This is a genomic window from Capnocytophaga sp. oral taxon 380 str. F0488 (genome assembly GCF_000318255.2).
In the GTDB taxonomy this organism is placed as follows: domain Bacteria; phylum Bacteroidota; class Bacteroidia; order Flavobacteriales; family Flavobacteriaceae; genus Capnocytophaga; species Capnocytophaga ochracea.
In genome coordinates this window covers 109,870-129,687 of sequence record NZ_KB291171.1, presented here as the reverse complement: position 1 = coordinate 129,687, position 19,818 = coordinate 109,870, and the positions used below count along the sequence as shown (strand labels likewise).

Sequence of the window (19,818 nt, the reverse complement as noted above, 5' to 3'; positions counted from 1 at the left end):
TCCCCCTTCGGGGGTTCGGGGGCTTACCGAATAAGTGCCTCGCTATATTCCCTTTTCCGTCATATTCCCCCTAGTGCCTATGGCCTAAGGCCTATCCCCTCTTCCTCTTTCTTTCGCCTCGAAACCCCTTTTTTAACATTTTTAACCTTGTTGTATTATATTATGAATCAATTATTCCCCTCTCTTAACTCCTCATTTTTAACTATTTACACCCCCTTTCTATACCAATCGTCCAAGATTCGTGTATAAGCTTCCTATAAGCTCTCTATAAGCTAACTCCGCTTCCTATAAGCTCTCTATAAGCTAACCATACACATTCCCCTCTCTTAACTCCTCATTTTTAACTATTTACACCCCCTTTCTATACCAATCGTCCAAGATTCGTATAATCCTTTTCTATACCAATCGTCCAAGATTCTGCTTCCTATAAGCTCTCTATAAGCTAACCATACACATTCCCCTCTCTTAACTCCTCATTTTTAACTATTTACACCCCCTTTCTATACCAATCGTCCAAGATTCGTATAATTTCCTATAAGCTCTCTATAAGCTAACCCCCCCCTCCTCATAGCCTTTTTTCATCAAAATCTCTCTCAACTCTCTTCCGAACTCCTTCGTTTTATTTCGCTCTCTCTAACCTATCCGATTTGTCCGACAAGTCTTACCTGTCAATAAACGATTTTTATCACTACTCATTTCCTCATTTTCTAATTTTCTAATTCTCTCATTTTCTCATTTTCTAATTTCTGGTATTATTGGCATTATTGGTATTAAAAAATTATTTCCTACCTTTGCAGTCTAAATTCATTGAACAACATATATGAAACTTCAAAACATCATCATTACCATAGCCTCGCTATTCACATTGCAAAGCTGTATCAAAAGCGAAGCCCCAAATGCCGAAGCCGATATCCTAACCTGTGAGGTTGACGGCAATCTGCTCATTCGTGAGCCCATAATCCAAAACACTGAGGTAAAACTCTATGTAACCGATTTAGATAAAGTAAAAAACCTCGCCCCTCGCTTCACTCTTACACAAGGGGCAACTATCAGTCCTACCAGTGGTACAGCACGCAATTTTTCTACCCCTCAAACTTATGTGGTAACCTCTGAGGACGGTAATTGGCAGAAAACTTATAAAGTGAGTTGTCTTACTAACGAAATTATCGCTCACTATCACTTCGAAAACGCTCGTATTACTGATGGCTACTACACTTTTTACGATACCTCAGTAAGCGGACAAGAAATCGCTTGGAGTAGCGGAAATGCAGGGTTTAAATTTACCAACAGTAGTGCTAAACCCGATGAGTTCCCTACAAGTCAGAGTGAGAGTGGATACAGCGGGAAATGCGTGAAACTCGTAACACAAAGCACAGGGGTTTTAGGAAAAACTTTTGGTGCTCCTATCGCAGCTGGTAATCTCTTCACAGGAAGTTTTGAAATAGATTTGTTCACCCCTGCAAAATCTACTCATTTTGGGATTCCTTTCAAAAGAAAACCTACTAATCTTTCAGGCTACTACAAATACAAAGCAGGTGAAAAACTTACCGATAAAAACGGCAATGTAATACCTAACCAAAAAGACAAATGTGATATTTATGCAGTGTTCTACGAGGTAACTTCTCAAGTACCTCATTTAGATGGTACTAACATTAAAACACACAACAATATAGTGTTAATGGCGCAACTAACCGACAAGAGAGAAACCGATAATTGGGTACAGTTCTCTATTCCTTTTAAAACAATAAAAGGTCGCTCTATCGATACTAAAAAACTAAAAGAAGGAAAGTATAGCCTCGCTATAGTACTTAGTTCCAGTGAAAAAGGCGCTGATTTTACAGCAGCCGTAGGTAGTACTCTTTATGTAGATGAAATGCAATTGTCTTATGAATAATGAAGTTATGAAAAAGAATATCGTTATTGTATGCTTAATGCTATTGAGCTATTTTTCATACGCGCAAAACGAACGTACTGAAACGCTTGTACAATCAGAAGCTAAAGGTTGGGAATACGAACTAAAAGCTGGCGTAAATATAGGAGGTGCAAGCCCAATACCACTCCCTAAAGAAATACGGAAGATAAAGGAATATAGTCCAAAGTTTAATGGCTCATTTGAAGGAACTGTAACCAAATGGCTTACTCCTAAATGGGGTATCTCAGCTAGCTTACGATTGGAAGAAAAGGGTATGGAAACCGATGCAAATGTAAAGAACTACGGAATGGAAATTATAGAACAAGGTAACCACGTAGCGGGCTATTGGACGGGTGATGTACATACTACCTACAAAAGTTCATTCGTTACCTTGCCTATATCACTGAACTATCACCTTGCTAATCGTTGGAAATTGCGTTTAGGTACATTCGTTTCTTACCGTATGGACGGCAATTTCTCAGGCTATGTAACCGAAGGTTATTTACGAGAAGGTAGTCCTATCGGTGAGAAAGTGAGTTTCACTAACGGACAGATAGCCTCTTATGATTTTAGCAATCATCTCCGCCATTGGCATTGGGGCACACTGATAGGAGGCTCTTGGCAAGCGTTCAAGCATTTCAATATCAATGCTGAACTCACTTACGGAATAAATAATATCTTTAAAAAGGACTTTAAAACAATTACTTTTGATATGTATCCCATCTATATGAATATAGGTTTTGGGTATCACTTTTAAGCACTTTATAATATCTTAATCCTTAAAAGAAATATATGACAAAGTTATTTGTAAAAAATATGGTCTGCCATCGTTGTATAATAGTACTCGATGAACAGTTAAAAGCATTAGGCTTAACACCACAAAGCATCAATTTGGGTGAAATTACTTTTACACAGGAACTTTCTTCTGATGAGATACAAGCTATCAAACAAGCTCTCTTACCCTTAGGATTTGAGGTGATGAACGATAAGAAAAGTGTTCTTGTTGAAAAAATTAAATCTATCATTATCAATTTGATACATAACCAAGACAACAAACTATCGTTTAACCTTTCTGAAATACTCAGCAGTGAATTAGGTCGAGATTACGGGGCTTTATCGCGTTTGTTTTCTGAGGTAGAAGGCAGAACTATTGAAAAATTCTTTATTGCTCAAAAGATTGAGAGAGTAAAGGAACTCTTAGTATATGACGAACTGACGCTTAGTGAAATAGCTTATCAACTCAACTATTCAAGCGTAGCGCACTTAAGCAATCAGTTTAAAAAAGTTACAGGACTCACCCCTAGCTTTTTCAAGCAGATAAAAGATAACAAACGTAAGTCTTTAGATGAGGTTTAAAATCTTACAAATTAAATACAAAATTGTGTAATATCCAAGTAGATGTTTTGCTGTATCTTTGCAGCGTAAAACAAATAACTTTTTAACATTTACAATTTATGGAATACAATATAGAAGGTATGGGGTGCACAGGTTGCGCTAATACCGTACAAAAAAAGCTCTCTGAAGTAGCAGGCGTAACAGCTGTTACCGTAGATTTCGCTACTAAAAAAGCTACTGTCGAAACCGATAGAGAAATCCCTTTTGAAGCTCTTGAAAAAGCCTTAGAGGGTACTCATTATAGCATTCATCAGGCTTCAAGCTCTAAAGGTTCTGGTATTTTCTATTGTCCTATGCACTGCGAGGGCGATAAAACCTACGACCACCCTGGTGATTGTCCTGTATGTGGTATGCACTTGGTAGAACAAGTAGGAGGAGCTCAGCAACAACATCATCACCACGAAGAATCCCCAAAAAAAACTAAAGGCTCTGGTGTTTTCTATTGTCCTATGCACTGCGAGGGCGATAAAACCTACGATCACCCTGGTGATTGTCCCGTATGTGGTATGGATTTAGTAGAGCAAGTAGGAGGAGCTCAACAACAACATCATCACCACGAAGAGTCTCCCAAAAAAGTTAAAGGCAATGGTGTTTTCTATTGTCCTATGCACTGCGAGGGCGATAAAACCTACGATCACCCTGGTGATTGTCCCGTATGTGGTATGGATTTAGTAGAGCAAGTAAGTACAGAGGCTCCTGAAGGTGAAAGTGCGGAAGAGCAAAAACGAAAAAAGTTACGTCGTCATTTTTGGGGTGCTGTAGCCTTTACGCTCCCTATCTTTATCATCGCAATGAGCGGAATGTGGCACAACAATCCGCTGTATGAGCTAATGCCCGTAAGTGCTTGGAACTGGGTGCAGTTTGTGTTATCACTACCCGTAGTGTTTTATTTCTGCTGGATATTCTTCGAAAGGGCTTGGCGCAGTATCAAGACCTTGCACTTCAATATGTTTACCCTTATAGGGATAGGTGCTGGCGTAGCTTGGCTTTTCAGTGTAGTAGGACTCTTAGTTCCTGATATGTTCCCTGAACAATTTAAAGAACACGGCTCAGTACACTTGTATTTCGAAGCTGCTACCGTCATTCTCACTTTGGTACTCTTAGGGCAAGTGCTCGAAGCCGATGCCCACAGTCGTACCCAAAGCGCTATCAAAAAACTATTGAACTTAGCGCCTAATGAAGCTACTAAAATTATTCACGGCAAAGAAGTAACCGTATCTATAGAAGAAGTGAAAAAAGGCGATTTACTTCGGGTAAAACCTGGGGAGAAAATCCCTGTTGATGGTGTAATTACCGAAGGCAGTGCCAGTATAGACGAGAGTATGATTACGGGCGAACCTATTCCTGCGGAAAAAGAAGTGGGCAATAAGGTATCGGCAGGTACGCTCAACGGTATGCAGTCTTTTGTGATGCAAGCCGAAAAGGTAGGTAGCGACACCCTGCTCTCTCAAATCGTACAGTTGGTACAACAAGCCAGCAGTAGTCGCGCTCCTATTCAAAATTTAGCCGACAAGATAGCCTCTTACTTTGTACCTATTGTGATAGGTATTTCAGTGCTTACCTTTGTGATATGGTCAGTTTTTGGAGGTGAAAATGCTTACGTATACGCCCTACTCAATGCCGTAGCAGTATTGATTATCGCTTGTCCTTGTGCACTCGGTTTAGCCACCCCTATGTCGGTAATGGTAGGCGTAGGCAAAGGGGCTCAAAACGGTATCTTGATACGCAATGCCGAAGCCTTAGAAGTGATGAACCACGTCAATACTTTGGTTGTAGATAAAACGGGTACCCTCACCGAAGGTAAACCCAGTGTGAGTCGTGTGCTTACTTTTGGCGATACTACCGAAAAAGACTTGCTACAAACGCTTTACAGTCTTAACAAGCAAAGCGAACATCCGCTTGCCAAAGCTACCAATACATATGCTCAAGCACAAGGTATTACTTCCTTACCTTTCACCCACTTTGAAGCCATAGCGGGCAGAGGAGTAAAAGCTACTTTTGAAGGAAAAGATTATTTCTTTGGCAACGAACGTCTGATAAAAGAACTCGATATTGATTTGCCCGAAGAAGTAAGCACTGCTGTAAAAGCGGAACAAGCGCAAGGAAAGACCGTTTCGCTCGTAGTCGTAGGAAAACAAGTGATAGGGGCAGTCGCCATAACCGATAAAGTAAAAGCTTCTACTGCTGAAGCGATACAAGAGTTGCAAGACTTAGGGGTAGAAATCGTGATGCTCACCGGTGATAATCCGCTTACAGCTGAGGCAGTAGCCAAAGAAATAGGTATCACTCAGTACAAAGCGGGAATGCTTCCTCAAAACAAGCAAGAGGAAGTAGTGCGTTTGCAAGCGGAAGGTAAAATCGTAGCAATGGCAGGCGATGGTATCAATGATGCTCCTGCTTTAGCACAAGCCAATGTGGGTATCGCAATGGGTAACGGAACTGATATTGCGATAGAAAGTGCTAAAATCACTTTGGTAAAAGGAGACTTGAGCGGAATTGTAAAAGCCAAAAAACTCAGCAAAGCGGTGGTGAAAAACATACGCGAAAACCTTTTCTTTGCGTTAGTGTATAACAGCGTAGGTATTCCCGTTGCAGCAGGGGTGCTATACCCTATCTTTGGTATCTTGCTTTCTCCTATGTTGGGTGCCTTAGCAATGAGCTTTAGCTCTGTAAGTGTTATAAGTAATGCTTTAAGATTGAGAAGAACGAAATTATAAAGAATAAAAAAAAGCGATACAGAATGTTAATCTCCTCTTAATAAATCAATTTCAGCTACTAACTCTTATTTTCTTCTTTAAACCGAATATAAATTAAGGTTTTTGTTCATTTTTTATTGTACAACTGATAAAAATGCCGTACTTTTGTAGCGAAATTGTTTAACGTAATATATACATATATAAAACTATAAAACGAATGGCAGGATTATTTAAAACATCTGTTGCAAGAAAGGTGACGATGGCTCTTTCGGCACTCTTTCTCATTCTCTTTCTAATCATTCACTTTGCGGTAAACTTCACCTCGGTGATTAGCGAGAGTACTTTCAACGAGCTATCTCATTTTATGGGCACCAATCCTCTTATTCAGTTTGCTATGCAACCTGTATTGCTCGCTGGGGTGTTGTTCCACTTCATTATGGGATTTGTCTTGGAAATCCAAAACAAAAAAGCTCGTGGTAGTGAGGCATATTACAGCTATAATGGGGGTGCTAACTCCACTTGGATGTCTCGTAATATGATTATCACAGGAGTGGTGATTCTTCTCTTCTTAGGGTTGCACCTCTATGATTTTTGGGTAGGCGAAATGAACTACAAGTACATCGAGCAATTACCTCCAAACCCCGACCGCTACTATCACGAATTGATAGAGAAATTCCACAACCCTGTACGTGTGGGTATTTATGTGTTAGCCTTTATTGCTTTGGCTTTGCACTTGCTACACGGCTTTCAATCATCTTTCCAATCTATGGGCTGGAAAGACGATGAACGCAAAAAGTTTATCAGCTGCGTTGGCAATTGGTATTCTTACATTATCTGTGGAGGCTTTATCTTCATCGCCCTCTTCCATTATTTTAATCACTTAAATGCTTAATTTTATGAGTACATTAGATTCTAAAATTCCTGAAGGTCCTATAGCGGACAAATGGACGAAATATAAAGACCATATCAACCTCGTAAACCCTGCTAACAAGCGTAATATCGATGTGATTGTGGTAGGTACTGGCTTGGCAGGAGGTTCGGCTGCAGCTACCCTCGCTGAATTAGGCTACAACGTGAAAGCATTTGCTTACCAAGATTCTCCTCGTCGTGCGCACTCTATCGCTGCTCAAGGGGGGATCAATGCCGCTAAAAACTATATGGGCGATGGCGACTCTATCTATCGCTTGTTCTACGATACTGTAAAAGGGGGCGACTACCGCGCTCGTGAGGCTAACGTATACCGTCTTGCTGAAGTATCTGGCAACATCATCGACCAATGTGTGGCGCAAGGCGTACCTTTTGCTCGTGATTACGGCGGACTCTTAGACAACCGTTCTTTCGGTGGGGTATTGGTTTCTCGTACTTTCTATGCCAAAGGTCAAACGGGACAACAGCTTTTGCTCGGTTGCTATGCTGCGATGAATCGCCAAATTGCTCGTGGTAAAATTGATATGTACAACCGCCACGAAATGCTCGATGTGGTAATCGTAGACGGTAAAGCTCGTGGTATCATCGCTCGTAACCTTGTTACTGGTGAAATTGAACGCCACTCTGCTCACGCGGTGGTTATCGCTTCTGGTGGTTATGGTAACGTATACTTCCTTTCAACCAATGCGATGGGCTCTAACGCTACCGCAGCTTGGAAAATCCACAAAAAAGGTGCTTACTTTGCTAACCCTTGCTTCACTCAAATTCACCCTACTTGTATCCCTCGTTCAGGTGACTATCAGTCTAAATTAACTTTGATGTCCGAATCTTTGCGTAACGACGGACGTATTTGGGTACCTAAGAAAATGGAAGATGCGGTAGCGATACGCGAAAAACGCAAAAAACCTACTGAAATCCCTGAAGAAGACCGCGATTACTACTTGGAGCGCCGTTATCCTGCTTTCGGTAACCTCGTGCCTCGTGACGTGGCTTCACGTGCGGCTAAAGAACGTTGCGATGCAGGCTATGGTGTAAACGAAACAGGTGAAGCTGTTTATTTGGATTTCTCCTCTGCTATCGAACGTTACGGTAAAGAACAATGTAAAATCCACGGGGTAGAACCTACTAAAGAAGAAGTTACTAAACGTGGTGAAAAAATCGTAGAAGCCAAATACGGTAACCTTTTCCAAATGTACGAAAAGATTGTAGCCGAAAACCCTTATAAAACCCCAATGATGATTTATCCTGCTACTCACTATACTATGGGTGGTATTTGGGTAGATTACAACTTGATGACCACTATACCTGGTTGTTATGCTATCGGTGAGGCAAACTTCTCCGACCACGGGGCAAACCGCTTAGGAGCTTCTGCCTTGATGCAAGGTTTAGCTGATGGTTACTTTGTATTACCTTACACTATTGGCGATTATTTATCTGCTGATATCCGTACCGGTAAAATCCCTACTGATACTCCTGAGTTTGACGAAGCAGAACGCATCGTAAAAGAGCGTTTAGCTTACTTCATCAACAATAAGGGTACCCACTCTGTAGATTACTTCCACAAGAAACTTGGTAAAGTGATGTGGGATAAAGTAGGTATGGCGCGTAATGCTGAAGGCTTGAAAGAAGCTATCAAAGAAATACGTGAAATACGCGAAGATTTCTGGAAAAACGTAAAAGTACCTGGTGAACTTACTGGTATGAACGTAGAGCTTGAAAAAGCGGGTCGTGTAGCCGACTTCCTTGAACTTGGTGAGTTATTTGCTAAAGACGCTTTAGAGCGTAATGAGTCTTGTGGTGGTCACTTCCGCGAAGAGTATCAAACTCCTGATGGTGAGGCCCTCCGTGACGACAAAAACTATGCTTATGTAGCCGCTTGGCAATACACTGGTAATCCTAAAGAAGTAGTGAATACCTACAACCCTAGTGAAGAGGTAATGCATAAAGAACCTCTTGTATTTAAAGATATTGAATTGAAACAACGTAGTTATAAATAGAAAGATATGGCAACGATGAACCTAACACTCAAAGTGTGGCGACAAAAAAACTCGCAAGAGAAAGGTCGTATGGTAGATTATAAAGTAACCAACATTTCAGACCATATGTCTTTTTTGGAAATGTTGGATGTACTCAACGAACAACTCATTGAAAAAGGAGAAGAACCTGTAGCATTCGACCACGATTGCCGTGAAGGTATTTGCGGTATGTGCTCTCTCTTCATCAATGGGGAAGCTCACGGACCCGACCGTGGGGTAACTACTTGTCAGTTGCATATGCGTATGTTCAAAGATGGTGATACTATCACTATTGAACCTTGGCGGGCTACTGCTTTCCCTGTTATTAAAGACTTGATGGTAGATAGAACTGCTTTTGAACGCATTCAACAAGCAGGGGGATATATCTCTGTGAACACTTCTGGTAATACGCAAGATGCCAACGCTATTCCTATCCCTAAACGCGATGCCGACCGCTCTATGGACGCTGCGGCTTGTATAGGTTGTGGAGCTTGTGTGGCTACTTGTAAAAACTCTTCGGCTATGCTGTTTGTAGCTGCCAAAGTATCGCAATTTGCCCTCCTTCCTCAAGGTCGTGTAGAGGCCACTGAGCGTGTACTCAATATGGTAAACCAAATGGAGCACGAAGGTTTTGGTAACTGTACCAACACTGGTGCCTGCGAAGTAGAATGCCCTAAAGGTATTTCACTCGAAAATATCGCACGCCTTAACAGAGAATACCTCAAAGCAAGTATTCGTTAATTAGCAAATTTGAAAATTAGCAAATAAAAAACTGCCTCAAATTGTTTGGGGCAGTTTTTATTATCTCTTATTTACTTCCTCTCAGTACTGGGTTCAACTCATCATCATTGTACATTTTCATTTGTTTATACACCTTCATATACTTTCTGCCAGTGGCGATATCGTCTAAAAGCTGGTTGAGAGCGGTAGAGAGGTCTTTTTTCTGTTCGAGGAGAACATTCAGTTTTTCTTGGCATTTAGAGCGATGTTCAGGAGTGGCATCGGGGCGGTTTACTTCTTCGTGCATATGATAGATTTTCAGTGCTAAAATTGAAAGTCTATCCACTGCCCAAGCAGGACTCTCGGTGTTGATAGTAGCCTCAGGAAGTGGTTTCACCTCCTTATACAAGTCTAAAAAATAGCTATCAATATACTCTACCATATCAGTGCGATCTTGGTTAGAAGCATCAATTTTGCGTTTAAGGTCGAGGGCAGCCACTGGGTCGATGTTCGGGTCGCGAATGATATCCTCGTAATGCCATTGCACGGTGTCAATCCAGTTCTTGCGATAAAGCAAGTGATTGAGCAAGTCGGTTGACGGATAAGGGTTTACAAAAGGCTGATATACATCGTCGGCAATGTGGTATTGCGCAATACTTTCTTCAAATATTTTAAAAGCTTTTTCTGAAAACATAGTCATTAATTTTTGGGCAAATATAAAGTTTTTCTTTAATAAATCAAACCTTTTACGTAACTTTGCCACAAATTTTAATTTTTCTATGAAACACTTCATTTTTATCATCACTTTATTCACCCTCATTATGGAAAACCTACAAGCACAAAACAACGCTGATAATCAAACTATTTATCAGTTTACTGTAGAAGATATCAATGGCAAACCCTTTGCTCTTGCCGACCTCAAAGGCAAGAAAGTAATGATTGTTAATACCGCCTCAAAATGCGGTCTCACCCCTCAATACAAAGAACTCGAAGCACTTTATCAGCAGTATAGGGACAAAGATTTTATCATTATAGGATTCCCCGCTAATAATTTCTTAGGACAAGAGCCTGGTAGCAACGAACAAATCGCTTCATTTTGCAGTATCAACTATGGAGTAACATTCCCGATGATGAGCAAAATATCGGTAAAAGGAAAGAATATGCACCCTCTATATCAGTTTCTTACCCAGAAAGCGAAAAACGGTGTAGAAGATTCTAAAGTAAAATGGAATTTTCAAAAATATCTCATCGGACGAAACGGCAAATTAGAAAAGGTAATCGACCCTAAAACCTTACCTTCTAGCGATGAAGTGAAACAATGGATTGAAAAATAACACTGATAACAATGCTGAAAAAACTATTTGCAAATTACCGCTTTATCACAATACTATGGTTTGCCCTTGCGCTGGCGACTGTAGTGCAGAACGTTTGGATAGCTGGCAAGTTCAACAACTACCTAATTTTTGACGGGGTATTTTGGCATACCTTCAAGCAATTGCCCTTATACCTCCCCTATCCTGACGAGTATTTTGATACAAACCATTACGGTATCTTATTCAGTGCGGTTATCGCTCCTTTTGCCTTGTTACCCAAGTGGATAGGTTGTACTTTGTGGATAATGGCAAATGCAGCTTTCTTATATTGGGCAATTAGGCAATTGCCTCTCTCTAAAAAGGCAATTATAGCGGTACTGCTCATTGCTGCTCACGATATGTATACCGCAGCAGCTATGCAGCAGTTCAATATCAGTGTGATAGCACTATTAGTAGGTGCTTTTGTGTTTATAGAACGCAGGCAGAGTCATTGGGCAACCTTGTTCATTGTAATAGGCACACTCACTAAACTCTACGGCATTGTAGGCTTAGCATTTTTCTTCTTTGCTAAGGACAAATGGCGATTTATTTGGTCAGGGTTATTTTGGCTCATCGCTTTATTTTGTTTGCCAATGCTCTACTCTTCACCCGATTATGTAGTTTCACAGTATTTTGATTGGTATGCTTCTTTGGCTGAAAAGAATGTATCCAACCTAAATACCACCATTTACAACCTGCAAAACCTATCACTTTTAGGTTTTTTACAACGCACAGGCATTTATAACAACAACAGTATAGTCATTCTCATCGGGTTAGGGCTATTTGCGCTACCTTATTTACGCATTCGGCAGTATAAAAATCTCAATTTTAGATTGCTTTTATTAGCTTCAGTGAGTATTTTCCTCTGTTTGTTTAGTACAGGTACTGAAAATAGCACTTATGTAGTAGCTTATGTGGGAATTGGGATATGGTTTATGGTAAGCGAGCTCCATCCTAAACTCAAAATCACTCTATTGGTATTGGCTATGTTAGGATCGTTATCACCTACTGATTTATTCAAACCGCTGAAAGAACCTTACATTATCCGATATTCACTAAGAGCTGTACCCGTAACCTTGGTTTGGCTTGCAATAGTGTATGAAATGTTATTTATTCAGGTAAGAGATAAAAAAGATGAAAACAATAGAAATAATAGTACCGTGTTATAACGAAAGTGAAAATATACGTCCGTTATATGAGGCTATACAGCGTGTTTTTGCTGAAAAACTCCCTGATTATAGCTATACTTTGCTTTTTGTAAACGACGGCAGCAGCGATAATTCTCTTGAGGTGCTCAAATCTTTAGTTGAAAGTGATATGCGCGTGAAATATCTATCGTTTTCGCGTAACTTTGGTCACCAATTAGCAGTAAAAGCAGGATTAGACCACTCGTTTGCTGATGCTGTTATCTCTATGGATTGCGATTTGCAACACCCTCCTGCCCTTTTGCCCGAGCTCATTGCCAAATGGGAAGAAGGCTATCAAGTAGTGGCAACTTTGCGCACCTATCCGGCTGATACTCCTAAAAAGAAACAAAAAAGCTCTCAACAGTTTTACAAACTTCTCAATCTGCTTTCGGATATAGAAATCAAAGAAGGTTCAGCTGATTTTAGACTTTTAGACCAATCGGTGGTAAGGGTCATTCGCTCTATGAAAGAGAACGAACCTTTCTTGCGAGGCATCGTGCCTTGGGTAGGATTCCGCCAAACTTACATCCCTTACACTGCAGCTTCTCGTTTTGCAGGTGAAAGTAAATACACAGTTAAGAAGATGCTACAATTAGCGATTACAGGTGTTACGGCTTTCAGTATCAAACCCTTATATTTCGCTGTATTTTTAGGCTTTGCATTCTCTGCCCTATCACTATTATACATTCCTTATGTGATATACGCCTTTGCAAGTGGCACTGAAATATCGGGCTGGGCTTCACTGATTATGACGATTGTTTTCTTTGGTGGGTTACAACTCATCATTTTAGGTATCATAGGTATTTACATAGGAAAAATCTTTAAACAAACTAAAGACCGACCTTGTTATATTATTCAAGAACAAAAATTGTAAATAAAAACACATAAAAATGAGAAATCCGATTCTAATATTGCTAATACTTTTTAGCGCATTTATCCAAGCACAAGAGAAATATCAATTATCAAGTCATATTTTAGATATTTCACAAGGTAAACCTGCTCCAAATGTAAAGATAGCTCTATCTAAGCAAGATAAAAATCAAAACTGGGTATTGATAGATGAGAAATACACAGATAACAATGGGAGGATTAAAGATTTTTTGAAAGAAGAATCTAATAAAAATAATAATGGGGTTTATAAACTCACTTTTTATATTACTCCTTATTTTGAAAAGTTGAAACAAAAAACATTTTATCCCTTTATAGAAGTAGTTTTTGAGATAAAAGATAATCAACATTATCACATCCCGATTACATTATCTCCATATGGTTATTCTACTTACAGAGGAAACTAATAACTATAAAAATGATTTATTTAAGTTTCGACATAGAAGAGTTTGATATGCCCAAGGAATACGGCTACGACATTGCTTTCGAGCGACAAATAGCCATTTCACGTGAGGGGCTTACCGCTATATTAGATCTGCTCAAAAAACACAACGCCAAGGCTACTTTCTTTTCAACAGTAGTCTTTGCCCAGCAAGTCCCCGACCTTATAGAGCGACTTCTCAGCGAAGGGCACGAATTAGCCTCACACACTTATTATCATTCCGAATTTGAAAATGCACACCTCAAAAGTTCTAAAGAAGCTTTAGAACAACAATTTGGGGTAACTATTGAGGGATTGCGTATGCCGAGAATGCTTGAAGTAAGTGCTGAGGAGGTAAAAAAAGCCGGTTATCAATACAATTCATCGGTAAATCCTACTTTTTTACCAGGAAGATACAACAAATTACACGTACCAAAGCGTTTTTTCAAAGAAAATGGCTTATGGCAAATCCCTACAGCGGTAAGTTGGTTTAGAATTCCTCTATTTTGGTTATCATTTCATAATTTTCCTTTGTGGATTTATAAGTTTTTGCTGAATAGATGTGTAGCTTCTACAGGCTATACTACTTTGTACTTCCATCCTTGGGAATTTACAAATTTACACCAAAAAGAATTTAATTTTCCTGCTTATGTAATGCGTAACAGTGGTGAGCAGATGATAGCACGCTTCGAGCAGTTGTTGCAATATATTGATAAAAAAGGCTGGAAAACGAGCCTCTATAAACAATTAACAATCGAGAATTAATGACGACAAGAAAACTACTACACGATGCTTTAGCTTTGACAGAACATAGTTTTGCCAACGAAAATCCTAAATACATCAAAAAACAAAAGAACAAGATACTCTTCCACACCTTGTTAAATATCCCATTTGCTAAAAAATGGTTCAGCTTGATACAATCAGAAGAGTATAAATGGGTGCTTTCACACCGTCCTCGTATTTATTTTAAGCCTTTTAGGGTGTATATGTCTACCAAATGGGGCAAGAAAGAACGAACTAAAGCCTTGCTGAGTTGTTATGCTTTTATCAAGCAACAGCCTTTTTTGACGCGTGTTATCCAAGAAGAAAAGCCTATCAAATTGGCTGAGTTCACAATGAAATACAACGGCGAAAAGGGACAAATATACCTCGGATACAATGAACGTTTCCGCAAAGAGGGAGAATTAGTGGTCTCGTTGCATTGTGATAGTTATCAAGAGGCTATCTGTGAAGCTTCTTTTGTGATTGACAAAGAAAATGAGGGATGGGTATGTCGTATAGGCTGTGTACAAGGCAACAAAAGTGCCGAAACTGAGAATGCTATCAAGGAATTACAAAAACAGATGTATGCTCTTCGTCCTAAAGCCCTGATGATATTTATCATTCAGGAACTTAGCAGGCAATTAGGCTGCACCGCTTTGTATGGCGTAGGCAGTAAAATTCAGGCACATAACAAAAAACACTTTATTCATATAGAATGGTTGCACAAACTCAGTTTTAGTTATGACACATTGTGGAAAGAAGCCGATGGCACTCCCGATAAAGATGGGTGGTTCAAGCTTCCTATTGAAATGCACCGCAAACCAATGGAAGAAATCAAATCGAGCAAGCGGTCGCTCTACCGCTATAGGTATGAGATGTTAGACAAAATTGCAACAGAAATAAAAGAGACAATTAAGAAATAACAAGATGAAATTAGATATATTAGCTTTTGGGGCACACCCCGATGATGTAGAATTAGGGGCTGCAGGCACCATTGCCAAAGAGATTAGCTTAGGCAGAAGTGTGGGCATTATCGACCTGACTCAAGGGGAATTGGGCACACGTGGCAGTGCTGAAATACGCCACCAAGAGGCAACCAAAGCCAAAGAGCTATTAGGGGTAAGTATACGCGAAAATTTAAAATTCCGTGATGGTTTTTTCATAAATAACGAAGCTCATCAAATGGAGATTATTAAAAAAATACGTCAATATCAGCCCGAGATAGTGCTTTGCAATGCTATAGACGACCGTCATATCGACCACGGCAAAGGTAGCAAACTCGTGAGCGATGCTTGTTTTCTCAGCGGTTTGCGACGCATCGAAACTACTCTCGACGGTGTAGCACAAACGGCTTGGCGTCCTAAAGTAGTGTATCATTACATTCAGTGGAAGAATATAGTCCCTGATTTTGTGGTAGATATCACAGGATTTATGGAAGCCAAAGTGAATGCTGTGTTGGCGTATAGCTCTCAGTTTTACGACAGCAATAGCAATGAGCCCACTACTCCAATTTCTGACAAGAACTTTTTAGATAGCGTTACTTACAGAGCATGCGATTTGGGTAGGCTAATTGGTACAGATTTTGCGGAAGGTTTTACGTGTGAGAGAGTCCCTGCCGTGGAATCTCTTTTTAATCTTAAATAACTGAAAAATGAAATTAATATTATTAACTATTGGTATATTACTGCTATGTGTAGCAGGTATGGCAATTAAGATTTGGGGTAAAAAAGGCGGTAAATTTGCTGGTACTTGTGCGAGCCAAAATCCACATTTAAACCCTGAAGGGGAGCCTTGCAGTTTCTGCGGTCGCTTACCCGACGAACAAGAGTGCAGAAATAAATAATGGCAGAAGCACTTGCTGAAAATATAGTCGCTGCAAAAGCAGGTAAACAACGAGCTTTTAGTTGGTTGTTGGACGAGTTTTGGACTGATGTGTACAACTTTCAGCTCAAGCGTGTGAATGATGAAGTCGAAGCAGAGGATATTAGCATACAAACATTTGCTAAAGCATTCGATAAGCTCCATACTTACGACGAGCGATACTCTTTCCGCACTTGGTTAATTGCTATTTCTAAAAATATTCACATAGATAACCTGAGAAAGCAAAATGAATCGCTATTGCACTTAGATCGAGAGGAAAAGCAATCTAAAACACTGATAGATGAGACCCCCATCATAGAGGATAGCCTCATTATGGAACAGCAGTTCGACTACTTGTTAAAGAGTATAAAACAACTAAAAGAGCCTTACCGAACGGCAATACAACTGCGCTATTTGCACGAAAAAAGCTATAAAGAGATTGCCGAAGAGATGCAATCACCGATGAGCAGTGTGAAGATTACTCTGCTAAGAGCTAAGAAAATGCTGGCAGAGATATTAAAGAAAAACAGATGAAACATAAAGGTTTCATCTGTTTTTTTATGCTTGTTTTATAAAGCTACATTCTTGCGGTGGATATCTATGACTTCGGAGATTTGGTATTCATCAAAAAGACTGAGAAGCTCATCTACCCCTTCTTCTAATTTTAAATCCATTTCTTCTGGATAAATAGGCAAAATACAATAGAAATTGATAATCGTACCGTCTTTGGTGTGTAACTTTAAGAACTCCTGTGGTGCCGATAAGTAAGGGGGCATTAGCAGGATACAACCGAAATCAGTATTAGCAATAGGTTCAGCATCAGGACCGTTGGGAATAGTATGCCCTTCAGCCATCCACGTTTTGTATTGGTGAGGGAAACGCGCTATCATCTTCAGGAAGTACACAGGCCAATAGTTATCGTCGTCTTTAAAAGCCTCATCGCTGATAGGCCAATCGGCGGGGAGGTAGACCATTAGCTCAGCGTGGCTGTAGTCGTTCGGGTCATCTAAGCCTTCGGGCAAGTACATAGGGTAATCGCTCATACCAGTAGTAAAGAGTACATTGTAAGGCGTTTCGGGGGTAGGTTTAATCCAATGTACATCTATATGCACATATTCTGAGACGATTTCGTGGAATACGCTGTCTATTTTGCCGATATATTTTTCAAAATGGTCGCAAATTTCGTCCATATACACACAAGTGCGGTCAGGCAATACAAAATCGCTTCTGTCTTTTTCTGAATAGTTATAAACGTTAGAGCCTCCTTCCGATACATAATCGGGGGTAGGAGCGAAGATATTAGGCAAATCGTTTTCTTCGTCATACGAAACGGCTTCAATGAGCGAGTGCATCTCGTTATCGTAGTATACGATTCCCTTTTCAATATCATCAGTAAGGAATTCGAGCCAATCTTCCATAGAGTCGTGGTGCAAATCCATAAAAGAGTCTTCTATAGAATCCAACACCAAATCTATTTCTCCTATCTGACCTATTACACCTTCTTCATCGGGGTCGAGGTCTATGAACATAAAGCGCGCCCCATTGGAGAGGAACGGGATCCATTTAGGATTATAAAATTGGTTTTTTATTACCTTATCCCAGCACATATCAATCGCTTCTTCTTCATCAAAGCGGAGTGACTGCCAATTAGGCACACTCTCCAATTGCTCAAGCCAGTGTTCTTGGGTGCGTTTGATTTCTTCTAAAGGGATAAAGCGCAAACCGTTAAGGAAGAATACATCGTTTTCGCCTTCTTTTTGTCCGTTGAAAGTCTGGTATAGCTTTCTCACCTCAGAAGGCAAAGTAATACCCATTTCCCCCTCAAATACCGCTATTTGGGTATCCGAAACACCTTTGTTGAGACTTGCAATAAGAGGAGTTGCTTGTTCAAGTATTACGTCTAAAAAACGTTTGACAGTTTTTTCCATAGTCATTTTATACAATAGTTTTTCGCAACAAATGTACGACTTTTCTATTAAAAAACAAATATCATTTTATATTTTTTCGTTTCTCTTTCTAAATATTAAAAATATAGCATATCTTTATGTCATATTTTAATTAAACAAAAGACGTATGGACACTGGAGTCACATCGGTTTTGAGCTATTTTGGCTTACTGTCTTTTTTTCGGTAAGAAAGGTCAGAAAAGTCTATCAATCACTTTTCACTCTTTACCACTCTCTCCTGGCGGTTGATAGATTCTTGGTGAATAGTCTTAAATACCTGAATCACTAAATCCTCACTTAGGTTGCGTTGTTCGCCTTCTGATATCATTTTGCCAAGAATTTCGTGCCAACGTTGGTTTTGCAAAATCGCTACATTATTCGCTTTTTTCAGCATTCCTATCTCATCGGCTACCTCCATACGTCTTTTGAGTAAATCCAATAATTTGTTGTCCAGTATATCAATGCGCGAACGTAAATTACTTAACTGACTCACATAGTCTTCTTCAGCTACCGAAGCCTCGCGAATGCGCAAATCTCTCATTATTTGTATGAGGCGTTCAGGGGTAATCTGTTGTGCTGCATCACTCCACGCAGCATCAGGGGTACAGTGCGTTTCAATCATTAAGCCATCGAAGTTTAAGTCGAGAGCCGTTTGCGATACATCAAAAATCATATCGCGTTTGCCGGTGATATGCGAAGGGTCGCAAATAAGTGGCAAGTCAGGGAACTTGTTTTGCAGTTCAATTACCAATTGCCATTCAGGAATATTGCGGTATTTGGTCTTTTCGTAAGTAGAAAATCCGCGATGTATCACCCCCAAGTTTTTGATGCCTGCGCGTTGTAATCGTTCCAAAGCACCTATCCATAACGGAAGATCAGGATTTACAGGATTTTTTACCAAGATAATCTTATCAGTGCCTTCTAGCTCATCGGCTATTTCTTGAATGATAAACGGACTCACAGTAGAGCGCGCTCCTATCCACAACATATCAATATCGTGCTCCAAGGCAAGCTTCACGTGGTCTTTATTGGCTACTTCGGTAGCCGTTTTGAGTCCCGTTTCTTCTTTTACCCGTTGTAGCCATTTGAGACCTAACGCTCCTACACCTTCAAACATACCAGGGCGGGTACGAGGTTTCCAAATACCTGCACGGAAGAAAGATACATCAGTATCTTTTAGGCTATGTGCTATTTTCAGCACTTGTTCTTCAGTCTCAGCACTGCAAGGTCCAGCAATTACTACCGGGTGGTTAAGCTGTAAGCTATCAAGCCACTGTCTATTTTCTTTGGTTATTTCCATTCTATGGGTCTTATTCTTTTAGTTGTCAAAGGGCAAAGATACAAAAAACTAAAGAATAAGTAATGAAAAACCAAAAAACTCTACATTATCAACTGATAAATCAGCAAAAAAGTAAAATATACCCATTTTCAAATTTTTAACAATTATCTTTATAATCTCTTACCTTTACCTTAGTTTTTTCTTACCTTCGTTCACTCTTGATTTGTCCGTGCCACTCGCACTCTCATTTACTAATTCCCAAATTCGCTAATTTGCTAATTTTTCCACCCGCCCGTGCGGCTCGCACCACCTGCCCGTGCGGCTCGCACCTTTGGCAAAGTTGAAATCCACTAATAACCTTCTTTTTATCTCTGCCTTAGCTTCAACTTTCCTTTGCCTTAGGTTCGTTATTCCTTCGTTCATCATTCGTCTTTTGTTCGTTGTAGAGCCACTGTAGAG

General features: G+C 40.0%; 19 protein-coding genes and 1 pseudogene. 16 read left to right on the top strand and 4 right to left on the bottom strand.

Annotation, left to right across the window (positions count from 1 at the left end; genetic code table 11):
- The first annotated feature begins 820 nt into the window (after positions 1 to 820).
- The 7 genes from HMPREF9078_RS00890 to HMPREF9078_RS00860 all read left to right on the top strand — a co-directional run bounded on the left by HMPREF9078_RS00890 (position 821) and on the right by HMPREF9078_RS00860 (position 9,686).
- Positions 821 to 1,894 carry a PCMD domain-containing protein gene (locus tag HMPREF9078_RS00890; protein ID WP_009418826.1) on the top strand — a complete coding sequence of 358 codons (1,074 nt, stop codon included), beginning with the start codon at positions 821 to 823 and terminating at the stop codon, positions 1,892 to 1,894.
- Positions 1,887 to 2,669, top strand: a complete 783-nt coding sequence (locus HMPREF9078_RS00885) for a porin family protein (RefSeq protein ID WP_009418825.1) — start codon at positions 1,887 to 1,889, stop codon at positions 2,667 to 2,669. Before HMPREF9078_RS00890 ends, HMPREF9078_RS00885 begins: the two co-directional genes overlap by 8 nt.
- A gap of 35 nt (positions 2,670 to 2,704) precedes the next feature.
- The gene (locus tag HMPREF9078_RS00880) at positions 2,705 to 3,268 is read left to right on the top strand and encodes an AraC family transcriptional regulator (RefSeq protein ID WP_009418824.1); all 564 of its coding nucleotides are present in this window, start codon (positions 2,705 to 2,707) and stop codon (positions 3,266 to 3,268) included.
- Between the two features lie 98 nt (positions 3,269 to 3,366).
- Positions 3,367 to 6,024 carry a heavy metal translocating P-type ATPase gene (locus HMPREF9078_RS00875; RefSeq protein ID WP_009418823.1) on the top strand — a complete coding sequence of 886 codons (2,658 nt, stop codon included), beginning with the start codon at positions 3,367 to 3,369 and terminating at the stop codon, positions 6,022 to 6,024.
- A gap of 196 nt (positions 6,025 to 6,220) precedes the next feature.
- Positions 6,221 to 6,895: a succinate dehydrogenase cytochrome b subunit gene (locus tag HMPREF9078_RS00870; protein ID WP_009418822.1), complete on the top strand. Its 675-nt coding sequence runs from the start codon at positions 6,221 to 6,223 to the stop codon at positions 6,893 to 6,895.
- 4 nt (positions 6,896 to 6,899) lie between these two features.
- Positions 6,900 to 8,927, top strand: coding sequence for a fumarate reductase/succinate dehydrogenase flavoprotein subunit (locus tag HMPREF9078_RS00865; protein ID WP_002673221.1), 2,028 nt, complete (start codon positions 6,900 to 6,902; stop codon positions 8,925 to 8,927).
- A gap of 6 nt (positions 8,928 to 8,933) precedes the next feature.
- Positions 8,934 to 9,686, top strand: a complete 753-nt coding sequence (locus HMPREF9078_RS00860) for a succinate dehydrogenase/fumarate reductase iron-sulfur subunit (protein WP_002673219.1) — start codon at positions 8,934 to 8,936, stop codon at positions 9,684 to 9,686.
- 67 nt (positions 9,687 to 9,753) lie between these two features.
- On the opposite strand, the gene HMPREF9078_RS00855 is transcribed toward HMPREF9078_RS00860, so the two are convergent.
- Complete coding sequence (locus HMPREF9078_RS00855) at positions 9,754 to 10,359, bottom strand: DUF4254 domain-containing protein (RefSeq protein WP_034542468.1); 606 nt, start codon at positions 10,357 to 10,359, stop codon at positions 9,754 to 9,756.
- 85 nt (positions 10,360 to 10,444) lie between these two features.
- Between HMPREF9078_RS00855 and HMPREF9078_RS00850 the strand changes: the two genes are divergently transcribed.
- Genes HMPREF9078_RS00850 through HMPREF9078_RS00810 form a run of 9 tightly spaced genes read left to right on the top strand, consistent with a single transcriptional unit; the run spans position 10,445 to position 16,669 of the window.
- Entirely contained in the window at positions 10,445 to 10,999 is a 555-nt protein-coding gene (locus tag HMPREF9078_RS00850) for a glutathione peroxidase (RefSeq protein WP_009418819.1), read from the top strand.
- 11 nt (positions 11,000 to 11,010) lie between these two features.
- Positions 11,011 to 12,186, top strand: a complete 1,176-nt coding sequence (locus HMPREF9078_RS00845; protein WP_009418818.1) for a glycosyltransferase family 87 protein — start codon at positions 11,011 to 11,013, stop codon at positions 12,184 to 12,186.
- The gene (locus HMPREF9078_RS00840) at positions 12,152 to 13,078 is read left to right on the top strand and encodes a glycosyltransferase family 2 protein (protein ID WP_009418817.1); all 927 of its coding nucleotides are present in this window, start codon (positions 12,152 to 12,154) and stop codon (positions 13,076 to 13,078) included. The genes HMPREF9078_RS00845 and HMPREF9078_RS00840 overlap by 35 nt, the downstream gene beginning before the upstream one ends.
- 16 nt (positions 13,079 to 13,094) lie before the next feature.
- On the top strand, positions 13,095 to 13,499 hold the full coding sequence (gene uraH, locus HMPREF9078_RS00835; RefSeq protein ID WP_009418816.1) for a hydroxyisourate hydrolase: 405 nt from the start codon (positions 13,095 to 13,097) through the stop codon (positions 13,497 to 13,499).
- Positions 13,500 to 13,510: 11 nt separating this feature from the next.
- Entirely contained in the window at positions 13,511 to 14,278 is a 768-nt protein-coding gene (locus HMPREF9078_RS00830; protein ID WP_009418815.1) for a polysaccharide deacetylase family protein, read from the top strand.
- Positions 14,278 to 15,198 carry a DUF535 family protein gene (locus HMPREF9078_RS00825; protein ID WP_009418814.1) on the top strand — a complete coding sequence of 307 codons (921 nt, stop codon included), beginning with the start codon at positions 14,278 to 14,280 and terminating at the stop codon, positions 15,196 to 15,198. The genes HMPREF9078_RS00830 and HMPREF9078_RS00825 overlap by 1 nt, the downstream gene beginning before the upstream one ends.
- A gap of 4 nt (positions 15,199 to 15,202) precedes the next feature.
- Complete coding sequence (gene bshB1, locus HMPREF9078_RS00820; protein WP_009418813.1) at positions 15,203 to 15,919, top strand: bacillithiol biosynthesis deacetylase BshB1; 717 nt, start codon at positions 15,203 to 15,205, stop codon at positions 15,917 to 15,919.
- A 7-nt stretch (positions 15,920 to 15,926) separates the two neighbouring features.
- Entirely contained in the window at positions 15,927 to 16,118 is a 192-nt protein-coding gene (locus HMPREF9078_RS00815) for a hypothetical protein (RefSeq protein WP_002673203.1), read from the top strand.
- Complete coding sequence (locus tag HMPREF9078_RS00810; RefSeq protein WP_002673201.1) at positions 16,118 to 16,669, top strand: RNA polymerase sigma factor; 552 nt, start codon at positions 16,118 to 16,120, stop codon at positions 16,667 to 16,669. Before HMPREF9078_RS00815 ends, HMPREF9078_RS00810 begins: the two co-directional genes overlap by 1 nt.
- Before the next feature lie 35 nt (positions 16,670 to 16,704).
- On the opposite strand, the gene HMPREF9078_RS00805 is transcribed toward HMPREF9078_RS00810, so the two are convergent.
- The 3 genes and pseudogenes from HMPREF9078_RS00805 to HMPREF9078_RS12065 form a co-directional block, all read right to left on the bottom strand.
- Entirely contained in the window at positions 16,705 to 18,063 is a 1,359-nt protein-coding gene (locus tag HMPREF9078_RS00805) for a suppressor of fused domain protein (protein WP_034542465.1), read from the bottom strand.
- 228 nt (positions 18,064 to 18,291) lie between these two features.
- On the bottom strand, positions 18,292 to 19,380 hold the full coding sequence (locus tag HMPREF9078_RS00800; RefSeq protein WP_009418811.1) for a bifunctional 3-deoxy-7-phosphoheptulonate synthase/chorismate mutase type II: 1,089 nt from the start codon (positions 19,378 to 19,380) through the stop codon (positions 18,292 to 18,294).
- A gap of 246 nt (positions 19,381 to 19,626) precedes the next feature.
- A pseudogene (locus HMPREF9078_RS12065) lies at positions 19,627 to 19,818 on the bottom strand (hypothetical protein); the annotation flags it as partial.